Source organism: Streptomyces sp. NBC_00353 (genome assembly GCF_036108815.1).
GTDB lineage: Bacteria > Actinomycetota > Actinomycetes > Streptomycetales > Streptomycetaceae > Streptomyces.
The window spans coordinates 8,337,205-8,360,274 of record NZ_CP107985.1 but is presented as its reverse complement, the minus strand read 5'-3'; the positions used below and the strand labels follow the sequence as shown (position 1 = coordinate 8,360,274).

21 protein-coding genes and 1 pseudogene are annotated in these 23,070 nt (G+C 68.0%); 15 read left to right on the top strand and 7 right to left on the bottom strand.

The genetic code is table 11. The features are described 5' to 3' along the window. Positions 1–21 precede the first annotated feature (21 nt). From OHA88_RS37735 to OHA88_RS37705, 7 genes are all read left to right on the top strand, one after another. The gene (locus OHA88_RS37735) at positions 22–1,284 is read left to right on the top strand and encodes a sugar ABC transporter substrate-binding protein (RefSeq protein ID WP_328628799.1); all 1,263 of its coding nucleotides are present in this window, start codon (positions 22–24) and stop codon (positions 1,282–1,284) included. Positions 1,285–1,295: 11 nt separating this feature from the next. Then, positions 1,296–2,243 (top strand): carbohydrate ABC transporter permease, encoded by a 948-nt coding sequence (locus OHA88_RS37730; protein ID WP_267006485.1) that lies wholly within the window; start codon positions 1,296–1,298, stop codon positions 2,241–2,243. A 5-nt stretch (positions 2,244–2,248) separates the two neighbouring features. Then, positions 2,249–3,106, top strand: a complete 858-nt coding sequence (locus tag OHA88_RS37725; RefSeq protein WP_326602208.1) for a carbohydrate ABC transporter permease — start codon at positions 2,249–2,251, stop codon at positions 3,104–3,106. An 8-nt stretch (positions 3,107–3,114) separates the two neighbouring features. Next, positions 3,115–4,494: a GH1 family beta-glucosidase gene (locus OHA88_RS37720; protein WP_328628798.1), complete on the top strand. Its 1,380-nt coding sequence runs from the start codon at positions 3,115–3,117 to the stop codon at positions 4,492–4,494. Between the two features lie 374 nt (positions 4,495–4,868). After that, a complete protein-coding gene (locus tag OHA88_RS37715; protein WP_328628797.1) occupies positions 4,869–6,362 on the top strand; it encodes a hypothetical protein in 1,494 nt (497 codons plus the stop codon). Between the two features lie 222 nt (positions 6,363–6,584). Beyond that, positions 6,585–8,294 (top strand): aa3-type cytochrome oxidase subunit I, encoded by a 1,710-nt coding sequence (gene ctaD, locus OHA88_RS37710; protein WP_443044324.1) that lies wholly within the window; start codon positions 6,585–6,587, stop codon positions 8,292–8,294. Further along, the gene (locus OHA88_RS37705) at positions 8,291–8,680 is read left to right on the top strand and encodes a cytochrome c oxidase subunit 4 (RefSeq protein ID WP_326602211.1); all 390 of its coding nucleotides are present in this window, start codon (positions 8,291–8,293) and stop codon (positions 8,678–8,680) included. The genes ctaD and OHA88_RS37705 overlap by 4 nt, the downstream gene beginning before the upstream one ends. A gap of 9 nt (positions 8,681–8,689) precedes the next feature. Here OHA88_RS37705 and qcrB read toward each other — a convergent pair whose 3' ends face one another. From qcrB to OHA88_RS37690, 3 genes are all read right to left on the bottom strand, one after another. Next, positions 8,690–10,330, bottom strand: coding sequence for a cytochrome bc1 complex cytochrome b subunit (gene qcrB / locus OHA88_RS37700; RefSeq protein WP_328628796.1), 1,641 nt, complete (start codon positions 10,328–10,330; stop codon positions 8,690–8,692). A gap of 404 nt (positions 10,331–10,734) precedes the next feature. After that, positions 10,735–11,010: a hypothetical protein gene (locus OHA88_RS37695; RefSeq protein ID WP_328628795.1), complete on the bottom strand. Its 276-nt coding sequence runs from the start codon at positions 11,008–11,010 to the stop codon at positions 10,735–10,737. A gap of 407 nt (positions 11,011–11,417) precedes the next feature. Beyond that, positions 11,418–11,840 (bottom strand): secondary thiamine-phosphate synthase enzyme YjbQ, encoded by a 423-nt coding sequence (locus OHA88_RS37690; RefSeq protein ID WP_328628794.1) that lies wholly within the window; start codon positions 11,838–11,840, stop codon positions 11,418–11,420. 92 nt (positions 11,841–11,932) lie between these two features. Between OHA88_RS37690 and OHA88_RS44735 the strand changes: the two genes are divergently transcribed. The 6 genes from OHA88_RS44735 to OHA88_RS37665 all read left to right on the top strand — a co-directional run bounded on the left by OHA88_RS44735 (position 11,933) and on the right by OHA88_RS37665 (position 17,332). Beyond that, entirely contained in the window at positions 11,933–12,016 is an 84-nt protein-coding gene (locus OHA88_RS44735) for a putative leader peptide (RefSeq protein ID WP_311307964.1), read from the top strand. Between the two features lie 208 nt (positions 12,017–12,224). After that, positions 12,225–13,109 (top strand): ABC transporter permease, encoded by an 885-nt coding sequence (locus tag OHA88_RS37685; RefSeq protein WP_328628793.1) that lies wholly within the window; start codon positions 12,225–12,227, stop codon positions 13,107–13,109. Next, positions 13,082–13,840, top strand: a complete 759-nt coding sequence (locus OHA88_RS37680) for an ABC transporter ATP-binding protein (RefSeq protein WP_328628792.1) — start codon at positions 13,082–13,084, stop codon at positions 13,838–13,840. Before OHA88_RS37685 ends, OHA88_RS37680 begins: the two co-directional genes overlap by 28 nt. Positions 13,841–13,902: 62 nt before the next feature. Beyond that, on the top strand, positions 13,903–14,931 hold the full coding sequence (locus OHA88_RS37675) for an ABC transporter substrate-binding protein (protein WP_328628791.1): 1,029 nt from the start codon (positions 13,903–13,905) through the stop codon (positions 14,929–14,931). After that, positions 14,928–16,136, top strand: a complete 1,209-nt coding sequence (locus OHA88_RS37670) for an LLM class flavin-dependent oxidoreductase (RefSeq protein ID WP_328628790.1) — start codon at positions 14,928–14,930, stop codon at positions 16,134–16,136. Before OHA88_RS37675 ends, OHA88_RS37670 begins: the two co-directional genes overlap by 4 nt. Before the next feature lie 38 nt (positions 16,137–16,174). Further along, on the top strand, positions 16,175–17,332 hold the full coding sequence (locus OHA88_RS37665; protein ID WP_328628789.1) for an NAD(P)-binding domain-containing protein: 1,158 nt from the start codon (positions 16,175–16,177) through the stop codon (positions 17,330–17,332). Positions 17,333–17,371: 39 nt separating this feature from the next. Here OHA88_RS37665 and mltG read toward each other — a convergent pair whose 3' ends face one another. Beyond that, entirely contained in the window at positions 17,372–18,223 is an 852-nt protein-coding gene (mltG, locus tag OHA88_RS37660; RefSeq protein ID WP_328628788.1) for an endolytic transglycosylase MltG, read from the bottom strand. 81 nt (positions 18,224–18,304) lie between these two features. Here mltG and OHA88_RS44730 point away from each other — a divergent pair. After that, positions 18,305–18,433: pseudogene (locus OHA88_RS44730) on the top strand (RNA-guided endonuclease TnpB family protein); the annotation flags it as partial. Between the two features lie 62 nt (positions 18,434–18,495). Here the strand turns inward: OHA88_RS44730 and OHA88_RS37655 are convergent. From OHA88_RS37655 to OHA88_RS37645, 3 genes are all read right to left on the bottom strand, one after another. Beyond that, a complete protein-coding gene (locus OHA88_RS37655) occupies positions 18,496–19,692 on the bottom strand; it encodes an RNA-guided endonuclease InsQ/TnpB family protein (protein WP_328628787.1) in 1,197 nt (398 codons plus the stop codon). 277 nt (positions 19,693–19,969) lie between these two features. Next, positions 19,970–20,578 carry a hypothetical protein gene (locus OHA88_RS37650; RefSeq protein WP_328628786.1) on the bottom strand — a complete coding sequence of 203 codons (609 nt, stop codon included), beginning with the start codon at positions 20,576–20,578 and terminating at the stop codon, positions 19,970–19,972. Between the two features lie 68 nt (positions 20,579–20,646). Beyond that, positions 20,647–22,452, bottom strand: a complete 1,806-nt coding sequence (locus OHA88_RS37645; protein WP_328628785.1) for an ABC transporter ATP-binding protein — start codon at positions 22,450–22,452, stop codon at positions 20,647–20,649. 117 nt (positions 22,453–22,569) lie between these two features. Between OHA88_RS37645 and OHA88_RS37640 the strand changes: the two genes are divergently transcribed. Beyond that, on the top strand, positions 22,570–23,013 hold the full coding sequence (locus OHA88_RS37640; protein ID WP_030980048.1) for a MarR family winged helix-turn-helix transcriptional regulator: 444 nt from the start codon (positions 22,570–22,572) through the stop codon (positions 23,011–23,013). Positions 23,014–23,070: the final 57 nt, after the last annotated feature.

Genomic DNA, 23,070 nt, shown 5'->3' with positions numbered 1-23,070 from the left:
CTCTCATGCAAGGGCACGCACGTGACAGCATCTTCTCCGGACGGCCTGCGCCATCGGCGCCGTCGTCGCAATCGGCGGGTCATCGTCCCGCTCACCGTTGTCTCCGCGATCGTCGCCGGCACAGCTCTCTCGGGTTGTGGCCAGCAGCGGGACGACAATGTGTACACCGTCCTGAACTCCTCGACCGACGACTCGTACCACGGCTGGGACGCCGCGACCCTGTCGCGCTGCAGCAAGAAGCTCGGCGTCACCATCGAGCAGCAGAGCGTTCCGGCCGCTCAGGTCATGACGAAGTCGCTGCGGATGGCCTCCTCGAAGTCGCTCCCGGACATCATCCAGTTCGACGGCTCCGAGATGCCGACGTTCGCCGAGACCGGCGGGCTGAAGGACCTCGAGAAGCTGGGCGTCGCCACCGACGACATACCCCGGGGCATCTTGGACTACGGCTCGTACAAGGGCACTTATTACGGCGCGGCGCGCACGGTGAACACCCTCGCGCTGTTCTACAACAAGGACATCCTGAACAAGGCCGGCCTGGAGGTGCCCACCACCTGGTCCGAGATGCAGGAGAGCGCGAAGAAGCTCACCCAGGGCAGCCGGTACGGCGTCGCCCTGAGCGCGGGCGGCGCGGAGGACGGCGTCTACCAGTTCACGCCGTTCATGTGGTCCAACGGCGGAAGCGAGACCGACCTCGGCAGCAAGCAGGTCGTCGAGGCGCTGGACTACTGGAAGGCGCTGCTCAAGGACGGCTCGCTGTCCAAGTCCACGGTCAACTGGACCCAGGCGGACGTCAACGACCAGTTCATGGCCGGCAACGCCGCCATGATGATCAACGGTCCCTGGCAGGTCGAGACCCTCAACACCAAGAAGGGGCTCAACTGGGGCATCGCGCAGATCCCCGTCCCCGAGGCCGGCGACGACTCGGTCGGTCCGCTGGGCGGCGGCATGCTGACCATCCCCGACATCGGTGACACCGTCCGGGAGAAGACCTCCGCCCGCATCATCAACTGCATGACCAGCGAGCAGGAAGAGATCACCTACGCGCTGAACAGCTGGATGATCCCGGCCAACCAGAAGGCCGCCGACACCTGGCGCAAGAAGGTTCCCGAGCTGAGCTCGCTGGCCGACCAGGTGGCCACCGCCCGGTCGCGCACCGCCAAGCTCGGCGCGGGCTGGTCCTCGGTGTCGCTCGCTCTGCAGAGCGCCTTCCAGGCCGCTCTCACCGGCCAGTCCAGCGAGAGCGTCCTCAAGCACGCACAGCAGCGTGTCGAGAGCGGGAACTGAGGTAACTGAACATGTCGACCACCACTGCTCCCGCGCCCGTCGCGCCGATCGTCACGAGCACGAAGACTCCTGACCCGCTGAGGGCCAAGCGCCGCAGGAAGCTCGCCCAATGGGGCTTCCTGGCCCCCGCGGTCGTCTTCATGCTGCTGTTCTTCGGCTACCCGCTCGTCCGCAACGTCGTGATGAGCTTCCAGGACTACTCGCCGTCCACCTTCTTCACCGGTAAGGCCCCGTTCAACGGGTTCGACAACTGGAAGAACGTCTTCCAGAACGACCTGTTCGGCAAAGCTCTCCTGCAGACCATCCTCTTCACCATCGGTTCGCTGATCGGCCAGTTCTGCATCGGCCTGGCGCTGGCGGTGTTCTTCACCAAGCGGTTCCCGCTCAACGGCGTGCTCCGCTCACTGATCCTGCTGCCGTGGCTGGTCCCGATGGTCGTCTCCGGCATCGTCTGGCGCCGCATCCTCGACCAGGACACCGGTGTCCTCAACTCCTTCCTCGGCATCTTCGGCGTCGGTGACACCCCGTGGCTGACCAGCACGAGCATGGCCCTGGTCTCCGTCGTCCTGGTGAACATCTGGATCGGCATCCCGTTCAACATGGTGATCCTCTACGGCGGACTCCAAGAGGTCCCCAAGGAGCTGTACGAGGCCGCCGCGCTCGACGGTGCCTCCGCGTGGCGCACCTTCCGGTCCATCACCCTGCCGCTGCTCAAGCCCGTCATCACCGTGGTCCTGGTGCTCGGCTTCATGTCGACCGTCAAGATCCTCGACCTGATCCTGGCCCTCACCGACGGCGGACCCGCCGACTCCACGCAGACCCTGGGCACCCTGACGTACCAGAACTCCTTCGTCTCGCTGGACTTCGGAGCCGGTGCCGTGGTCGGCAACATCCTGATCCTTATATCCGCCGTCTTCGCGGTGTTCTACCTGCGGGCCAACCGCAACGAGGGGAAGTGACCGGCATGGCGACCATCACCCACACCCCCGCTGTCCCGTCGCAGGCCGACCGGAACAGGCCGAAGCGCCGCTGGGGCTCCATGATCGCGGGCCTCGTCATCCTCTGCGTGATGCTCTTCCCGCTCTACTGGATGATCAACACCGCGCTGCAGCCCGAGTCCGGGCTGCTGGAAGTGGACGCGATCCCGCACAGTCTGGACCTGTCCGGCTTCAGCTCGGCCATCAGCGAGCAGGGCACCAATCTGCTGACCTCGCTGGCCGTCGCACTCGGCGCCGTCGCCATCTGTCTGGCCATCTCCGCGCCCGCCGCCTACGCGCTTGCCCAGTTCAAGCTGCCGGGCACCAAGGTGATCGTCTTCGGCACGCTCATCACCCAGATGGTCCCGGGCATCGTCATCGCCAACGCCCTGTACAGCGCTTACGTGGACCTCGGGCTGGTCAACTCGTACTTCGGCCTGATGCTGGCGGATGCCTCGCTGGGCATCCCGTTCGCGATCGTGCTGATGCGCTCGTTCATGGTGGCCATCCCGCGCGAGGTCATCGAAGCCGCCGAGGTCGACGGTGCGGGACGCTTCCGTACCTTCGTCCAGGTCGTGCTGCCGATGAGCCGCAACTCGCTGATCACCGCCGGTCTGTTCTCGTTCCTGTACGCGTGGAGCGACTTCATGTTCGCCCTCACGCTGAACACCACCGACGACGTCAAGCCGATCACTCTGGGCATCTACCAGTACATAGGCGCGCACGTCGGTGACTGGGGTTCGGTCATGGCCGCGGCCGTGCTGTCCGCGATCCCCGCGGCGATCCTGCTCGTCCTCGCCCAGAAGTACATCGCTGCCGGTATCTCCGGTGGCTCCGTCAAGTAAGGTCCGTGATGAGTGAGTTCCCCGCCTTCCCGCCCGGATTCGTCTTCGGCGCGGCAACGGCTTCGTACCAGATCGAGGGCGCCGCGCAGGAGGACGGCCGCGGCCCCTCCATCTGGGACACCTACAGCCACACGCCCGGTAAGACGGACGGCGGCGACACAGGTGACGTGGCCTGCGACCACTACCACCGCTACCCCGAGGACATCGCGCTCCTTCGCGACCTGGGCGTGGAGTCGTACCGCTTCTCCATCGCCTGGCCGCGGATCCAGCCCGACGGCGGCGGGCCGGCCAACCAGAAGGGCCTGGACTTCTACTCCCGGCTCGTCGACTCACTGCTCGAAGCGGGCATCGAACCGGCCGCCACCCTCTACCACTGGGACCTGCCCCAGGCCCTGGAGGACCGAGGCGGCTGGCGGGTGCGGGAGACCGCGGAGCGGTTCGGCGAGTACACGTCGATCGTCGCCGAGCACCTCGGCGACCGGGTGCCGCGCTGGATCACGCTCAACGAGCCGTGGTGCAGCGCCTTCCTCGGCTACTCCGTGGGCCGGCACGCGCCGGGTGCCAAGGAGGGCACCGGGGCGCTGGCCGCCGCGCATCATCTGCTCGTCGGTCACGGCCTGGCGATGAAGGCGCTGCGCGCCGCGGGTGTCCGCGAGGCGGGGATCACGCTCAACCTGGACCGCAACGTCCCGGCCACCGAATCGGACGCCGACCTCGCCGCCGTCGTCCGCGCCGACACCCAGCACAACCTGGTGTGGACCGAGCCGATCCTCGCGGGCCGCTACCCGGCGACCGATGAGGAGACCTGGGGCGAGCTGATCACCGCGCAGGACTTCCGCCGTGAGGGTGATCTGGAGCTGATCTCCCAGCCCCTGGACTTCCTGGGCATCAACTACTACCGGCCCATCGTGGTCGCCGCCGCCCCTCACCGCGAGGCCGACCCGGCGCTGCGCGTCGCCACGGACAACCGGTACACCGAGACGGAGTACCCGGGCGTCCGGCGCACAGCGATGGGCTGGCCGGTCGTCCCCGAGTCCTTCACCGATCTGCTGACCGCGCTGAAGCGGACGTACGGTGACGCCCTGCCGCCGGTGCACATCACCGAGAACGGCTCGGCCGAGTTCGACACCGTCGGCCCGGACGGTGCCGTCCACGACGCCGACCGGGTGAGCTACCTGCAGAGTCACCTGACCGCTCTGAAGGCGGCGATGGACGCCGGTGTCGACGTACGCGGCTACTACGTCTGGTCGCTGCTGGACAACTTCGAGTGGGCGCTCGGCTATGCGAAGCGGTTCGGGATCATCCGGGTCGACTACGACACCCAGGAGCGGACCCCGAAGGACAGCTACCGCTGGTATCAGCAGCTGATCGCCGCGCACCGGCCGTAAACAATGTCCTCGATCGCAGGACGGGCCTGAATCCGGCCCGTCCTGCGATCGAGTCCTCGTGCACCACCCGGGCGGTGAGCCGGGCGTCCGAGGGCGCACCGCGCCACGGCATCAGCCCTCGGAACGGCCCGCCCAGGGCGACCGCCTCCGGGTCGAACAGGTTCACCGCCCAGAAAAGCACGGGACCCGTCTCGTCTCCCGCCGGCTGACCCCGTGATCGCCGGGTGAGCCGCCTGCCATTCGCCTCTCCTCCACCGCACGCCCGGCACGGCGCGTGCCCCACATGGCCGATCAACGATGGTCAGTTGCGCCCGGCACTCGCAGAGTTGCGCACAGAGCCCGGCCCGCTCTCCGTTGCCGTGGAGGACTGATCCATGCCCGACCGACTGGCCGTCGGCCCGCGAGTGGCGCAGATGCGGCTCTCCCGTGCCGACAACACGTACGGCCGCCCGTTTCCCTGGCTGGCGGCCGTCGCCGCCGCCTTCACTTTCGTTCAGCTGGTGCTGGTGGTGCCCGGCTCGGGACTCGGCTGGGACGAGACCGTCTACGTCAGCCAGGTCAGCCGGGATGTTCCGGCCGCGTTCTTCAGTGCGCCCCGAGCGCGGGGAATTTCGTACCTGGTCGCACCCGTGGCCGCGCTGACCTCCTCCACGGCCGCGCTGCACGTGTATCTGGCGCTGTGCTCCGGATTCGGGCTCTTCGTCGCCCTGTGGGTCTGGCGTCGCCTTCTGCCACCCGCGGTTCTCGCCGCGGCGGGCGCGATGTTCGCCGGGCTATGGATCACCCTGTACTACGGCCCGATGGCGATGCCCAACCTGTGGTGCGCCCTGGGGTCGCTGGCCGCCGTGGGCTGCTTCCTCCGAGCAGTCAGGGAAACGACCGACGGCAAGGCGCTCGCCGGCCTCGGCGCCGGTGTGGTTCTGGTCGCCCTCATGCGGCCCTCGGATGCCTGCTACCTGGTCCTGCCTCTGGTCGTGGCAGCTCCGGCGGTACCGGGCTGGCGGCGCCCGGCCGTGCCGGCCGTGCTCGTCGCCGCCCTTCTCCTCGGCTTGGCACCATGGATCATCGAAGCCCAGCTGCACTACGGCGGCGTGGCCGCCCGGTTGCACCGCGCCAGCGAGATCCAAGGCGGCCTGGGCCGACATCTGGCCGTCGACGATCAGATTCGAGCCTTGGACGGGCGGACTCTGTGCCGCCCGTGCGAGGTGCCCTGGAAGCACCCGGTCACCGCGGCATGGTGGTTCGCGCTGCCGCTGCTCACAGCGGGCGGCATCGTCGCCGCCGGCCCGCGCCGCCCTGCCGCCGTCCTCGCGACCGTGGTCGCGGCGTCCATGGCGACGCCCTACCTGTTCATGATCGACTACGCTGCCCCCCGGTTCCTGCTCCCCACCTACGCTCTGCTGGCGCTTCCCGTCGCCGAGTGCCTGCGCGGTCTGTTCACCTCCGTCCGCCCCGGGTGGCGGCCGTCGGTCGCCGTGTTGCTCGCGTACGCCCTGGCCGGTCACTTCGCCGTCCAGTACTGGGTACTCGGCCATGTCGTCGCCCGCAGCCGCGTGGCGCGGCAGGAGTACACGGCGATCGCCGACCGGCTGCACCTTCTGGGGGTGCGCCCACCCTGTGTGGTCACCGGTTTCGACGCGGTGCCGATCGGCTACTACGCCGGCTGCGCGTCGCGACAGGTCGGCGGCCACGACGGGAGCATCACCACCGACGGTCTGCGCGCGGCAGCCCGTCGCACCCCTGTCGCGGTGATCGTGGCTCCCGGGCACAAGCCACCCGCCTACGCCCGCGCCTGGCGCCCCGAATCCCTGCCACCGCTGCGCGGGGGCACGGACCTCGCCGTCTATGTGGCGTCCCCCGGACAATGAGTCCCTGCGGCGCCGGACGAGCGGAATGAGACCGCCACCGATCAGTTGCGCGTGCCGCATCGGCCCTGGCCCGGTCGACGGCGGGCATCCGGCGGGTGCCCCGGGGCACACCCTCGAATTTCACCGGTGATCCGGTGAAATTCGAGGGTGACACCGCCAGTCGTACGGCCGTCCTTGCCGGCAGGCTCCACCATCGAGTCAACCGGGAGGGACGGAGAACCGATGGCGCAGGACCTGCAGGAAGCCGCGCCGGCCGAGCCGGTGGTCAACAAGCGCATCAGTGCCGGTGTGAGACTCATGGGGTGGCTGACGACCACGGACCACAAGGTCATCGGCAATCTCTACATGGTCACCGCGTTCGGGTTCTTCCTGCTGGGCGGAGTGTTGGCCATGCTCATGCGGGCGGAGCTGGCCCGGCCAGGACTTCAGATCGTCAGCGCGGAACAGTACAACCAGCTGTTCACGATCCACGGCACCGTCATGATGCTGCTGTTCGCCACGCCTATGTTCGGCGGCTTCGCGAACGCCATCATGCCGCTGCAGATCGGCGCGCCCGACGTCGCCTTCCCTCGCCTGAACGCGCTCACCTACTGGCTCTTCCTGTTCGGCGGAATCATCGTGGTGTCCGGATTCGTGGTGCCCGGCGGCGCGGCACACTTCGGCTGGTTCGCCTACGCCCCGCTGAACAGTGCCGTCTTCTCCCCCGGTGCCGGCGGAGACCTCTGGACCATGGGCCTGGTGCTGTCGGGGATCAGTACGACCCTGGCATCGGTCAATTTCATCACCACGATCGTCTGTCTGCGTGCCCCCGGTATGACCATGTTCCGGATGCCGATCTTCACCTGGAACGTTCTGTTCACCTCGATCCTCGCGCTGCTCGCGTTTCCGGTGCTCGCTGCCACGCTGCTCGCCCTCGAAGCCGATCGGAAGTTCGGGGCGCATGTCTTCGACTCCGCCAACGGCGGGGCACTGCTGTGGCAGCACCTGTTCTGGTTCTTCGGCCATCCCGAGGTCTACATTGTCGCGTTGCCCTTCTTCGGAGTGGTGAGCGAAATCATTCCCGCGTTCAGCCGGAAGCCGATGTTCGGGTATTTCGGAATGGTCATGGCCACGATCAGCATCACCATGCTCTCGGCGGTTGTCTGGGCCCATCACATGTTCGCCACGGGAGCCGTTCTCCTGCCGTTCTTCTCCGCCATGTCGTTCATCATCGCCGTGCCCACCGGTGTCAAGTTCTTCAACTGGATCGGCACCATGTGGCACGGCAGTATCACGTTCGAGACACCCATGCTCTGGGCGATCGGCTTCCTCGTGACATTTCTCCTCGGCGGCCTCAGCGGGGTGCTGATCGCCTCGCCCCCACTGGACTTCCACCTCACCGATTCATACTTCATCGTCGCCCACCTCCATTACGTGCTCTTCGGAACAGTGGTCTTCGCGATGTTCGGCGGTTTCTACTTCTGGTGGCCCAAGTTCACCGGACGCATGCTGGATGAACGCATCGGGCGTATCCATTTCTGGACCTTGTTCGTCGGCTTTCAGCTGACTTTCCTGGTCCAGCACTGGCTGGGGGAGGCCGGAATGCCCCGCCGTTACGCCGACTATCTCGCAGCGGACGGCTTCACCGTGCTCAATACGGTCTCGTCCATCGGCTCCTTTGTGCTCGGCCTGTCGACACTGCCGTTCCTGTACAACGTGTGGCACACCAGCCGTTACGCACCGAAGGTCGAACTGGACGACCCGTGGGGGTTCGGCCGTTCCCTGGAGTGGGCGACCTCCTGTCCACCCCCGAGGCACAATTTCCGGGCATTGCCCCGCGTACGTTCCGACTCACCGGCCTTCGACCTGCACCACCCCCTGAAGGAGAAGGCGGGCCTCGGCCGAGGCGGGTCCCACTCCATTTCGGGCGCCGATGAGGAGTCCGGCGAATGAAGACCGAGGCCATTCTCTTCGCCGGAGTCGCGGGGTTCTTTCTCGTGACCGATGTTCTCTACGCCGTGTGGTCCCGGGATCCGACAGGCACGGCGGCGCTCACCATCTCGTTCCTCATGGCGCTGCTGGTCACGTTCTTCTTCGCCACCAACTACCGGAGGAAGGGGCTGCGCCCCGAGGACCGCGGGGACGGGCAGATCCAGGATCGGTCCGGTCCGGTGGACTTCTTTTCGCCGCACAGCATCTGGCCGTCGCTGACAGCCGCCGGGATGGCCCTGCTCGCTCTCGGTGTGGTGTTCGGTCTGTGGCTCTTCCTGATCGGCCTGGGCGTGGTCCTGGCGGGGGTGTTCGGAATGGTCTTCCAGTACGCGCGTGTGCAGGGCTGACGGCGGCTCTCAGTCCTCGGGCTCGCGAACCCGCTCCGGCGGCGACGTCCGCTCGGCGATCCGGGACCGTTGCTCGTCCGTGACGGGCAGGTCCACGAGGTCCCTGTAGTACCACCCGCTCAGCACGGTCCGAAGCCGTCGCCGACGCGAGACCGGGCCCTCCGCGGGGAGCTCCAGGGGCGTCGGGACATCACGCATCAGGATGCGGTAGCGGTCCGTCGGGCTCAGGCCGCGGTGGCTCTCCGAGAGGTCGCCGCTCACCGATTGGGTCACCTGGCCGGTCTCCTCACCCTCGGTCAGCCGGCGGCGGTCCCGCATCTGCAGGGCGAGGCAGAGGCGTTTGGTCAGCGCGAACGCCAGGAGCGGGGCGGCGATCAGCGCGATCCTGAGGATCCAGGTCATGACCTCGATCGAAACCCTGAACGAGTAGGCGACGACGTCGTTGCCGCCGGCGACCAGGAGAACGGCGTAGAAGACGATGGCCGCCACGCCGAGCCCGGTGCGGGTCGACCGGTTGCGCGGCCGGTCGCACAGATGGTGTTCCCTGCGGTCACCCGTCACCCACTTCTCGAAGAAGGGATAGAGAAACAGCACCATGAAGACCACGCCCGGCAGCACGAGCGTCGGAATGAACACATTCCACATGATGGTGTGACCCGCGATGTCGGTCTCCCATGGCGGCATCAGCCGGAGCGCGCCCTCCAGGAACCCGACATACCAGTCCGGCTGTGCGTTACCGGAAACCTGGTCGGCGCGGTAGGGGCCGTAGTTCCATACGGGGTTGATCTGGGCGAGCCCGCCCAGCAGGGCCAGTACGCCGAACACCATGAGGAAGAAGCCTGTGGTCTTCGCGGTGAATTGCGGGAACGCCGGTGAGCCGACGGCGTTCTTGTTGGTCTTCCCCTGCGCCGCCCAGTGGGTGTGCTTGAGGTGGACCACCAGCATGAGATGAACGGTGATCAGCGCCACGATCAGGCCGGGCACGAGCAGGATGTGCACGGCGTACAGACGAGGGATCACGTCATTGCCCGGGAACTGTCCGCCGAAGACGAACAGCTCCACGTACGTTCCGACGACGGGGATCGACCCCACAATGGTGGCCGCCGTCCTCAGACCCGTACCGGACAGCAGATCGTCGGGCAGCGAGTAGCCCGCGAATCCTTCGAGGAGCGCGAGTACGAACAGTGTCACGCCCACGACCCAGTTGGCCTCCCGCGGCTTACGGAAGGCGCCGGTGAAGAAGATCCGCAGCAAATGGACGGCGATCGCGGCGACGAACACCAGTGCCGCCCAGTGGTGGATCTGACGGATCAGCAGGCCTCCGCGCACGTCAAAACTGATGTTGAGGGTGGTGGTGTAGGCCTGCGTCATCCTCACGCCCTGAAGGGGCGCATAGGAACCGGTGTAGACGGTCTCCATCATGCTCGGGTCGAAGAACAGGGTGAGGTACACGCCGGTCAGGAGCAGAACCACGAACGAGTAGAGGGCGATCTCGCCGAGGAGAAAGGACCAGTGGTCGGGAAAGGCCTTGCGCAGCAACTGTCCGCCCAGCTCGCTGACGGGCAGGCGCGCATCCATCGCACCGTATCCACCGACGGCCGCCTTCCCGGCCCGGGTCCTCAGCTGCGCCTTACGTTTCCGCAGGGGCATGTACCACTCTCCCGTCGGTCTCCCTTCCGTCACCCGTCCCTTATTGTTCCGGTTCGCCCTTTACGAGTAACGCATTACTCGAAGGGATTACGCAGAATCGCGGTATCGGCACCTGATCGGCCGAAGTCCTTGACGATGCCGGTGGCCACCAGGGGCTGGTCGCCCGGACGGCCGGGCGTGTGATGACTCCACCGCACCGCTGGTTCACGGCGCTGGGCCCACTCCTCGCGCCGTATCCGTGTTGAGCACGGCATCGCACACCTCAAGAGCCGGCCGGCTCCCGTCCTCCAACACGGCCCTGGCGAGGACATGGCAGACACCCTTCAAAGCTGTCACCACATGCCACATCGGACACGGCGGCGCCCCCGTGCGTGGCTCGCACAGGGGCGCCGTGAGGGCCGGAATCAATGCGACCTGTTCGCGAGCCGCTTCGTCAGGAGGATCTTGACGGGCAGGCGGTGGCCCTTCAGGTGCATCGTGTGGTGGTGCCGGCCGTCGTGGCGGATCTTGGTGAACTTCCCGTGCCGGGTGGAATTCCCGTGCTGGGTGAACTTCCCGTGCTTGCAGTGATGCTTCGGGCCGTCGTGCGGGGAGGCGGCGCTCGCGACGGTCGCCGATCCCGCGAGTACCGAGATCGCGGCGACCGCGGTGACGACGGCGCGCTTGATGGTGAGATTCATTGTTCGTTCGTCCCTTCCGTGCCGGGCGTTCCGGCGCGGAATCACGATGTCCCGGGCCCTCGTTCAGAGCGGTCTTGCCAGGAGTCGCGGCGTGCCGCCCCGTCGGTACTGCATCCGGGCGCCCAGGATGAGGATCCTCTGAGAAGAGTTGACCCGAAGGGGACCACACGTCGGCATGGCGGGTGAATTTCTCTCATCTCCCCTTCATCCAGAGAGTTCTGGCGTGCTCGGGAGTGCCGGTCAACTTCACTCCGACGGGTCAACGCGGGCGGTCCTGGAGATGCGCGCGGCGTCCTCGCCGGCCGACCGATTGCTTGCCCACTGGCCGAGTCGGTCCACCACGGCGGCGACGAGGCAGTCGTAGGGGCCGTTCTCGTCGGCGGCAGGAGCTCCGCGAGCGATCTCGATCAGCCCAAGAAGCTCAGCCGAACCTGACGGCTGGGGTTGTCCTTGTTCGTGTCGACCAGGCACACCGACTGCCACGTCCCCAGTTCCAGCCGTCCGCCGATCACCGGCAGAGTGGCGTGTGGCGCGATGAGGGCCGGCAGCACGTGGTCGCGGCCGTGGCCGGGGCTGCCGTGGCGGTGTTGGTAGCGGTCGTCCGCGGGCAGCAGTGTGTGGAGGGTGGCGAGGAGGTCGTCGTCGCTTCCTGCGCCGGTTTCCAGGATGGCGATTCCGGCGGTTGCGTGGGGCACGAAGATGTTGAGGAGGCCGTCCCGGCCGACGGCGGCGCGGGTGAGGAACCGTTCGCAGTCGTTCGTCAGGTCGGTGACCGTCTCTGTGTCACCGGTCGTGAGGTGCAGAACGCTGGTGGTGAAGGCATCGGGCATGCCCCCATCTTCTCGCTCCTGGCGCGAGATGGTGCGTCCACGTGCCGAGACGGCATTGACCGGTTCCGAGCTGCGTCGCTACGTTCGGCGACATGTTCCGTTCAGCTCTGCTCACTTCGCGCGGTCACATCGACCTGCTGCGGGTGGCCTCTGCCGCGTGTTGTCGCGGTTGCTGACGTTCCTTCAGCACGTATTCCGCAGGTGAACAAGGGGTCTTTCGGCCCACACCTGGCTTGCGCACCCCTCTGTTGCCGTAAGCGCCTCGTCGTACGCCGTCTCACCCCGCCCCTGTCGTAGCTCCCGCGCCGTAGCGGGTCCGCCGTCGGGGCACCGGGCCGTCGAGGCGTGCGTTCTCCCCGTCCGTGGACTGCTCGTGGAGCTTTCATGACCCTTGGCCACGCCCTCGCCCCGCCGGATATATCAGAGGAAATCGATACACCCGATCCTCAAACGGCAGTCGAACTCGAGCCCGTCGTGCCGGAGTCCGCCCGCGGCTCACGGCTGCGGCCCGTACCCCGACCACTGCGGCGAACCATCGGTCCGGTGCTGCTTCTCGCGCTGTGGCAGGTGCTCAGTGCGACGGGCGTCCTGCATCCCGATGTGCTCGCGTCGCCCGGAACCATAGCCCGGGCCGGATCGGATCTGATCGCCGACGGGACCCTGCCGTCCGCGATGGGGATCTCGCTCCAGCGGGTTGCCGTGGGCCTGGTCCTCGGTGGCGTCGTCGGGACCGCGCTGGCGTTGGTGTCCGGACTGTCCCGGCTCGGCGAGGATCTTGTGGACGCGACCGTGCAGATGCTGCGGACCGTCCCCTGGGTAGGGCTGATCCCGCTGTTCATCATCTGGCTGGGGATCGGTGAGGCCCCGAAGGTGGCGCTGATCGCGCTCGGCGTGGCCTTCCATCTCTACCTCAATGTGTACGCCGGCATCCGGGGCGTCGACGAGCAACTCATCGAAGCAGGACAGTCGTTGGGACTCGGGCGTTGGGGGCTCATCCGGCATGTGGTGCTGCCGGGCGCCCTCCCCGGAGCCATGACGGGGCTGCGCTATTCGCTCGCCACCGCCTGGCTGGCGCTGGTCTTCGGCGAGTCCGTCAACGCCGACGCCGGGATCGGCTTCCTGATGAACCAGGCCCGGGAGTTCTTCCGTACCGACGTCATCGTCGTCTGCCTGGTCGTCTACGCATTCCTCGGTCTCACCGCCGATGTCATCGTCCGGACACTCGAAAGGCTGCTGCTGCAATGGCGACCGACCTTCACGGGCCAGTGAGCGCCCGGCCCTACGACACCGCCGTGCGGGTGGAGGGACTGACCCGTTCCTTCGACGGACGGGCCGTCGTCGACGGGCTCGATCTCACCCTGCGCGCCGGGGAGTTCACCGCGCTGCTCGGACGCAGCGGCTGCGGGAAGTCGACTCTGCTGCGGGTGCTGGCCGGGCTCGACCGCGACATCACGGGCACGGTACTGGTGCCCAAGCGACGGGCTGTTGCCTTCCAGGCGCCTCGACTGATGCCGTGGAAACGGGTCTGGCGCAATGTCTTGCTCGGGTTGCCAGACAAGCCCGACCGGGCCGTGGCCGAGCGGGCGTTGGAGGAGGTCGGGCTCGCTGAGCGAGCCGGGGCCTGGCCCAAGACGCTCTCAGGTGGTGAGGCGCAGCGGGCTTCGCTGGCACGGGCCCTGGTGCGCGAACCCGATCTGCTGCTGCTCGACGAGCCGTTCGGCGCGCTCGACGCGCTGACCCGGATCAAGGCGCAGCAACTGGTCGCCGAACTCTGGCAGCGGCGCGGCTGCGCGGTGCTGCTCGTCACACATGACGTGGACGAGGCGCTGCTGCTCGCCGACCGTGCGCTGGTGATGCGGGACGGCGCCATCGCGTACGAGACACCCGTTGACCTGGACCGGCCGCGCACCGTGAGCAGTCCCGAGTTCGCCGCGCTGCGCTCCCGGCTGCTGACCGAGCTGGGTGTCGCGGAGGACGCCGCTCCGGCCAAGGCCGCCTGACCGGGCCGGCCGCTGACCAGCACACCTTCCCTATGCGTTCGACCTTCGGAAAGAGACATGTCATGAGACGCCGTACCCTGCCCGCTCTGCTTCTGCCGCTCGCCCTGCTGCTCACCGCCTGCGGTGGTGCCTCGTCCGCGTCCACCACGGACAGCACCGACGGCCAGGGCGGCGTGACGCTCAACGTCGGTGACCAGAAAGGAGGTTACGAGGCAATCCTGCGGGCCTCGGGAGAGCTCGACAACCTCGACTACCGGATCAAATGGTCGACCTTCACCTCCGGACCGCCACTCCTGGAGGCGGTGAACGCCAAGGCCGTGGACATCGGCGGTGTCGGCAACACACCGCCGGTCTTCGCCGCGGGTTCCGACTCGAAGATCGTGGTGGTGGGCGCCTCCCATGGATCGTCGGCGGGCGAGGCAATCGTGGTGCCGAAGGGCTCCGAGCTGAAGACGCCCGCGCAGCTGAAGGGCAAGTCCATTGCGGTGGCCCAGGGAAGCTCCGCCCACTTCCAGCTCGTCGCCTCGCTGAAGAAGGCGGGGCTGAGCCTCTCGGACGTAAAGCTGAACTTCCTTCAGCCGGCCGATGCGCTGGCCGCGTTCAACCGGGGCAAGGTCGATGCCTGGGCGATCTGGGATCCGTACACCTCGCAGATCCTGCGCACTGGACAGGCGCGGGTGCTGACCACGGGCGAGGGGGTCGTCAACGGCCTGAGCTTCCAGGTCGCCTCTCCCGCGGCCCTGAAGGACACCAAGAAGTCCAAGGCGATCGGTGACCTGCTGGTCCGTCTGGAGCGCGCGCAGAGCTGGGTGTTCAAGCATCCGGAGGCGTGGGCAAAGGTCTGGGCGAAGGAGACCGGGCTGCCGTACGCCGTCGCTCTGGACGCCGTGAAGCGCAGTTACGGGACGCGGGTGCCCGTTGCCGTCGACCCGGCGGCGATCGCGTCCGAGCAGGCGATCGCCGACACCTTCGCCGATCTGAAACTCATTCCTCGCCGGTTCACCTTCAAGGACTACGTCGACACCCGGTTCAACCGCGATCTGCCCGCGTCCTCGGCAGCCCCCCGCTCGTACGGAAAGGCCACGTCATGAACGTTCATCTGCACTGGTTCCTGCCCACGGGCGGCGACGGCCGCACACTCGTCGACCGCCACGCGTACACCGACGGCGGGATCAAACGGGACCGAATCACTCCGGTGAGCGGGGTCCGGGCGCCCGACATCGAGTATCTGGCACAGATCGCCAAGGCGGCCGAGCAACTGGGCTTCGAGGCGGTGCTGACGCCGACCGGCACCTGGTGCGAGGACGCCTGGCTGACGACGGTGGCGCTGGCACAGCACACCGAGCGGCTGAAGTTCCTGGTGGCCTTCCGGCCGGGCGTGATCTCGCCGGTGCTCGCGGCGCAGATGGCCGCGACGTATCAGCGGATCACCCGGGGCCGGCTGCTGCTCAATGTGGTGACGGGCGGCGACTCGACCGAGCAGCGGCGGTTCGGCGACCATCTGGACCACGACCGGCGATACGCGCGGACCGCCGAGTTCCTCTCGGTGGTCCGGGGTGTGTGGAGCGGGCAGCCGTACGACTTCGACGGTGAGCACTATCAGGTGGAGGGCGGACTGACGGCGCTGCCGCCGGACCCGCTGCCGGAGATCTTCTTCGGCGGGTCATCGGCGGCGGCCGGGCCCGTGGCCGCCGCACACGCCGATGCGTATCTGACCTGGGGCGAGCCGCCGGCGGATGTGAAGCAGAAGATCGACTGGATCCGCGGGCTCGCGGAGGAGCAGGGTCGCGATGTCCGGTTCGGGATCCGGCTGCACACCATCTCGCGCGACTCGGCGAAGGAGGCGTGGGCGACGGCGGACCGACTGCTCGGCGATCTCGATCCGGAGACGATCGCCGCCGCACAGCAGGCGCTGGGACGGAGCGAGTCGGTGGGACAGCAGCGGATGCTGGCCCTGCACGGCGGCTCGCGCGACAAGCTGGAGATCTCGCCGAACCTATGGGCGGGTGTCGGTCTGGTGCGGGGCGGTGCGGGCACGGCACTGGTCGGCAGTCATGCAGATGTCGCGGACCGGATCGAGGAGTACCACGCGCTGGGTGTGGAGCACTTCGTGCTCTCCGGCTACCCGCACCTGGAGGAGGCGTACTGGTTCGGTGAGGGGGTCACGCCGGAGCTGGCGGCGCGCGGACTGCTGTCCACCGTTCCGGCTTCGCCGCTGCTAGGGGTACCTGCCGCGAACGGGCGCCCGGCGTCCGCGCCGGGCGGGGCACCGCTGCTGATCGCCGGGGGTCGCTGACCGGGAAGATCCCGGCCCCCCGCGCAGTTGGTAGAAGCGTGAACAACTCTGGGGCCGGTGAAGCACGCGAAGTGGATGTGGTCGTGATCGGCGCCGGACAGGCAGGCCTGTCCGGCGCCTACCATCTGCGGCGCGTCGGTCTGGAGCCGCACCGCGACTTCGTCGTGCTCGACCACGCACCCCGGCCCGGCGGCGCATGGCAGTTCCGGTGGCCGTCACTGACATACGGCAAGGTCCACGGGATGCACGCGCTCCCCGGCATGGAACTGACCGGCGCCGATGACAGCCGGCCTTCGTCCGAGGTGATCGGCGAGTACTTCGACGCCTACGAGCGCACCTTCGGCCTGCGGGTCCACCGGCCGGTCGAGGTGAGCGCCGTGCGCGAGGGCGAGGGCGGGCGGTTGTCGGTCGAGACATCCGAGGGTACGTACGCCACCCGCACCCTGATCAATGCCACGGGCACCTGGGACCGGCCGTTCTGGCCGCGCTACCCGGGCCAGGAAACCTTCCGGGGCCGCCAGCTGCACACCGCGAACTACCCGGGTCCGCAGGAGTTCGCCGGGCAGAGGGTGATCGTGGTCGGCGGCGGGGCCTCCGGCACGCAGCATCTGATGGAGATCGCCGAGGTGGCGGCAGAGACCTTCTGGGTGACGCGCCGGCCGCCGGTCTTCCGGGAGGGGCCGTTCGGCGAGGATCAGGGACGGGCCGCCGTGGCCATGGTGGAGGAGCGCGTACGACGGGGGCTGCCGCCGCAGAGCGTGGTGAGTGTGACCGGACTGCCGCTCACCGACGCCGTCCGGCGGGCCCGCGCGGAGGGGGTGCTCGACCGGTTGCCGATGTTCGACCGGATCACTCCGACCGGGGTGACCTGGGACGACGGCCGGACGGTGGAGGCCGATGTCATCCTCTGGGCAACCGGGTTCCGGGCCGCCATCGACCATCTCGCACCGTTGAGGCTGCGCGAGCCCGGCGGCGGTATCCGGGTCGAGGGCACACAGGCCGTACGGGACGCACGCATCCACCTCGTCGGGTACGGGCCCTCCGCGAGCACCATCGGGGCCAACCGGGCGGGACGGGCAGCGGTGCGCGCGATCACCCGCCTGCTCAAGGCCCCCGAGGACAGGACCACAGCGGACAGGACATCCGCGGACAGGGTTGTGGAGCGTGGCGGCGAACCCGCCGCCACGCCGGCGTGACACTGACCCGCGTGCCGCCGCGGGGATGCCGGACGCCCTTCAACTGCCGCTTGCCTCAATCCGGTTGCGGTTGAATTCCTGGACGTTCCGCTGATGCTCGGCATAGCTGTCGGTGAACCGGGTGTCCCCGGGCGCGACGGTCACGAAGTACAGCCATCGGCCCGGCGTCGGCGTGATCGCCGCTTCCATCGCCTGCTCCCCCGGGTTACCGATGGGAGTGGGCGGCAGACCCTTGTGCTCATAGCTGTTGTACGCGCTGTCGATCGTGGTGTCGTCGGCGGTGGTGTCCAGAGTGCTGCGTTTCAGCGCGTAGTTGAGCATGGAGTCCATCTGGAGCGGCATGCCCCTGGACAGCCGGTTGTAAATGACACGGGACACCTTGCCCATGTCGGCTGTGGTGCCCGCCTCGGCCTGCACGATGCTGGCGATCGTCACGGCCTGATGGACGGATACGTGATGGCGCCTGGCCCCTGCGGCGATGTGGTCCGCGCCGAATCGATGCCGCGCCGTGTCGACCATGTACGTCAGCAGGCTCGTCGGAGTGGTGCCGGAGGTGAGGGGGTACGTCGCCGGAAACAGATAGCCCTCGGGGTTGCCCTTCACCTCGGGCGGCAGTGCGAGGTCCGCCGTACCGGCGGCCTTCTCGGTCGTACCGGGCGGCACACCGAGGGACCTGTCAACGGCCGCGTACACCTGGGAGGCCCGCCGGCCCTCGGGGATGACGAGGGTGCCTGGCGGCGGGCCGACCATCCCCTCCCTGGTCAGTAACAGTACGAGGACGGCTGCCGCGATACCGAGGACGAGGACGACCCCTGCGAGCAGCGCCGGACGCCCGCGCCGGGTCGGTCGGCTCCGGTGGCGGCGCCGGGTGTCCGGGGACTCGTTCACCATGCGGGCACGGTATCCGGGCGCCGGCGCCCCGGCGCGGACGACACGGTCCCCGTACGGCGCCACAGAACACACGAACAGGGGATCGGATGTTCGCTTCGTGCATACAAGTTTCTCTTGCGGCCCACCGTGGGCCAGACAATCGCGCTCGGTGAGATGCTGCGGGATCACTGCTCCCTGTACCACGGGGCGTTACAGGAACGGCGGGATGCACGTACACGTACGTACGAGGAGAAACACCGATTGACGCTCTCCCTCCTGAAGGAGGGAGATTCTTACGGCTCGCGCCGTGAGACTTCCTGTTTCATCGCCGACTGCCCGCCCGGAGTTCTCCGTTGAGGTCTTACACCAGCTCCACAGGCCGACACCGCCCGTCCGGCGGCCAGCAGGTTGCGTGCGGCGTTCACGTCCCGGTCGTGGGTCGCGCCGCAGGCGCACGTCCAGCTGCGGACGTGCAGCGGCATCTTGCCCTGCAAGGTGCCGCAGACGGAGCACAGCTTGGACGAGGGGAAGAAGCGGTCGACCGCGATCACTTCCCGCCCGTACCACTGGGCTTTGTACTCCAGCAGGCTGCGGAACTCGGCCCATGCCGCGTCGCTGATGGCGCGGGCCAGGCTCCGGCTCTTGACCATGTTTCGCACGGTCAGGTCCTCGATCACGATCGTTTGGTTTTCACGAACGAGCCGAGTGGTCAGCTTGTGCAGGCCGTCACGGCGCCGGTCGGCGATCCGAGCGTGGATCTTCGCGACCTTCAGCCGGGCCTTCCTGCGGTTGGCGCCGTCCCCCTTGGCCTTGCGCGCAAGGGTGCGTTGGGCCCTCGCGAGCCGGGCACGGTCCGTGCGCTCATGCCGCGGGTTAGCGATCTTCTCACCGGTGGAGAGCGTCAGGAGGTGGTTCAGACCGACATCGACACCGACCGCCGCATCCGTGGCGGAGAGCGGCCTGACGGTGAGGTCGTCGCACAGCATAGAGACGAACCAGCGACCGGCGCTGTCCTGGGAGACCGTCACAGTGGACGGCTTCGCCCCCTCCGGGAGCGGGCGCGACCACACGATGTCCAGCGGCTCGGCCATCTTCGCGAGAGTCAGCCTGCCGTCCCGGAAGCGGAAGCCGCTGGTGGTGTACTCGGCGGACTTGCGGGACTTCTTGCGGGACTTGAAGCGCGGGTACTTCGCCCGCTTGCTGAAGAAGTTGGTGAACGCGGTCTGCAAGTGCCGCAGCGTCTGCTGCAACGGCACCGACGACACGTCGTTGAGGAAGGCCAGTTCCTCGGTTTTCTTCCACGCCGTCAGCAGGGCCGAGGTCTGGTTGTAGTTGACCCGCTCCTGCCGCGTCCACGCCTCCGTGCGGGCCGCAAGCGCCAGGTTGTAGACCCTCCGCACGCATCCGAACGTGCGCGACAGCTCAGCTGCCTGCGCATCCGTCGGATAGAAGCGGTACTTGAACGCCCGCTTCACATGGTTCGCGGTCACGCTCACAAACTAATGCGACCGCAGGTAAAGATCAAACCTGCGGGTCAGACCACTGTGATCCGCCCTGGCGGCGAATCGCAGCCCTTGCCCTGCTCCGCAGGAGTCCGTTTCCTCTCGGCCCTGAAAGGCAGAGTATCCACGGAGGAATCAGATGAACCTCATCACCAACCTGCTCGCCGGCATCGTCCACTTCGTGGGTTGGCTCGTCTGACCATTGCTCCACCGGCGCCGTCGCTCCCCGTCCCACGGGAGCGGCGGCGCCGTCGTGTGCTCGGCGTCAACCCCGGCGCCCCGGTCCTACGAAAGCAGGCAGCGCGGCGAAGTCGGGTACCACACCGACCGCTTCCGCGAGCGCGCCGAGGGTGCGGCTGACCCGGGTCAGGGGGTGGTCGGGGAACTCCGCGTCCCACCGTTCGTGGTCCGCCGCATGGAACGGCAGTCCGCCCTGGACGTCGGGGGCGTAGGGGTGCGGCCTGAAGTACTGCTCCACGCCGACCTTCGCAAGTACCACCGCTTCCCGCATCCCCGTCATGCCGTGCTCGGCCGCCTGGATCTTCACCACGGTGCTGCACCCGGCGCGCGGCACGGTGAAACTACCGATGAACGCCTGCCCGTTCGGCCGGCCGGGCAGCGGCAGCTTGAGTATCTGACGCAGCGCGGGCAGCCCGCCCAGGGTCTTCACCGATGCCTCGATCACCCCGCCGCCCGCCTGTGCTGTGTAGTGGGTGAGGGTGTGGCGCAGCGTCGGCCCGTCGTCGAGCCCGGCCGGCAGATCCGGCGGCAGCTCGAAGAAGTGCACCGACAGGACATCGCCGTCGTCGTTCGCCCATGTGTCGACGTCCACGGGCCGGTAGCCGGGGGGTTCCACCCCGATCAGAGCTCTCATGCGCGGGGATCATGCCGTACGGAGAGCCGGCCCCGCACCCCTGGGTGGAGTGCGTCCGGAACTCCCGATCAGCTTGCTACGGGGGCGAGTTGGGTGTCCCGGCGGAGGAGCGCCGCATAGCGGCCGTCCAGCTGGAGCAATTCCTCGTGGCTGCCGCGCTCGGCGGTCCGGCCGCCGTCCAGGACGACGATCTGGTCCGCGTCGCGCACGGTGGAGAGGCGGTGCGCGATCGTGATGGTGGTGCGCCCGGCGGACAGTGCGTCGATCGCCTCCTGCACGGCGAACTCGGTGCGGGTGTCGAGGGCGCTGGTCGCCTCGTCGAGAACGAGGACGGGCGGGTCGCGCAGAATCGTGCGGGCGATGGCAAGGCGCTGTTTCTCACCGCCCGAGAAGCGGTAGCCGCGCTCGCCGACGAGGGTGTCGTAGCCGTCGGGCAGCGAGGCGATGTGGTCGTGGATCTGTGCCGCGCGGGCGGCTGCCTCGATCTCGGCGTCGGTCGCGTCCGGCTTGGCGAAGCGCAGGTTCTCGGCGACCGAGGCGTGGAAGAGGTATGTCTCCTGGGAGACCACGCCGACGGCCCGGGCGAGCGTGTCGAAGTCCAGGTCGCGTACATCGACGCCGTCGAGTGTGACCCGGCCGCCGGTGACGTCGTAGAGCCGCGGTACCAGGTAGCTGAGCGTGGACTTGCCGGAGCCGGTGGGTCCGACGACGGCGAGGCTGCCGCCGGCCGGCACGACGACATCGACACCGCTGAGGGTCGGACCGCTCTTCTCGTCGTAGCTGAAGTCGACGTCCTCGAAGCGGATCTCGCCGCGGATCTTCTCCAGCCGCACGGGATTCTCGGGCTCGGTGATGTCCACCCTGAGGTCGAGGTACTCGAAGATCCGCTGGAAGAGCGCGAGGGATGTCTGCATCTGCACTCCGGTGGAGAGCAGGCTCACGGCGGGCCGGAAGAGGCCCTGCTGGAGCGAGACGAAGGCGACGAGCGTTCCGATGGAGACGGCGGGGCCGCCGGACTGCAGGGCGAGGCCCGCGGCCCAGTAGATGACGGCGGGCATGGCGGCCATGACGATGCCGATCGTCGACATCCGCCACCGACCGGCCATGCTGGAGCGCACTTCGAGGTCGACCAGGCGCTCGGACTCCTCGGCGAAGCCCTCGGTGAGGGAGTCCGCCCGGCCCATGGTCCGGCCGAGCAGGATGCCGCTGACGGAGAGGGACTCGGTGACCGTCGCCGCCATGGCGGCCATCTGCTTCTGGCGCTGGGTGGTGATCTTCTTGCGCTCCCGGCCGACCCGGCGGCTGATCCAGACGAAGACCGGCAGCAGTGCCAGCGAGACCAGGGTGAGCCGCCAGTCGAGCGCCAGCATCGCGACGACAGTGGCGATGACCGCCGTGAGGTTGGAGACCAGCGAGGTGGCGGTGGAGGTCACGGTCGCCTGCATCCCGCCGATGTCGTTGGCGATGCGGGACTGCACCTCGCCCGTGCGCGTCCTGGTGAAGAAGGCGAGGGGCATCCGCTGCAGCTGGGCGTAGACCGCCGTGCGCAGGTCGTGCATGACGCGCTGGCCGACCGTGGTCGAGATCAGCGTCTGCAGGACGCCGAAGACGCTGTTCATCACGGCGGTGAGGATCATGCCGAGGGCGAGCAGCGACAGCAGTCCCGTACGCCCTTGGGGGATGGCGGTGTCGAGAATCTCCCGCAGCAGGAACGGCGAGGCCACCGAGACCAGTGACGAGGCGCCGACGAGCAGTCCGACCAGCGTGAGCCGGCCGCGGTACGGGTGGAAGAGGCGGAAGATCCGGCGCAGCTCGGCGGGCGGCTGCGTGCCGTCCTTGGGCGGGGGCGTCCACGTGGGTTCGTCGGGTTTCATGGGCTCCTTCGACAGGCGTGACAGAGGAAGACGGCCGCGGGCAGCAGTCAAACTTTTGAGAGCATAGCTCATTGTTACCTATACTCACAATGAGCGGAGTCCTGATATTGTTCCCGTATGGACTCCCCCGACTCCGACGGCCTGCTGGCCGAGCAGCTGCTGCGGCTGACCCGTCGGCTGCACCGCATCCAGAGCCGCCAGCTGGAGCCGATAGGCATCACCCCGGCCCAGTTCCGGCTGCTGCGCACGGTCGCCCACTACGACGGACCGCCCCGGATGGCGGATCTGGCGCAGCGCCTGGATGTCGTGCCGCGCGCCGTCACGAGCCTGGTCGATGCGCTGGAGGCGAGCGGCCGGGTGCGCCGCACCCCTGATCCGGACAGCCGACGGGTGGTCCGGATCGAACTCACCGACGAGGGCCGTGCCACGCTCCGGTCGCTGCGCGACGCGCGCCGGGCCGCCGCAGAGGAGATCCTGGCTCCATTGACGGCCGATCAGCGCGAGGTGCTGGGCGGACTGCTGTCCGCTCTCGTCGCCGGAATGCCGGAGCGCCGCTGCTGACCGCACCGATGGTTGCGGGCCCACCGATGTCTGCGAGCCTTACCGATCGTCGCATCG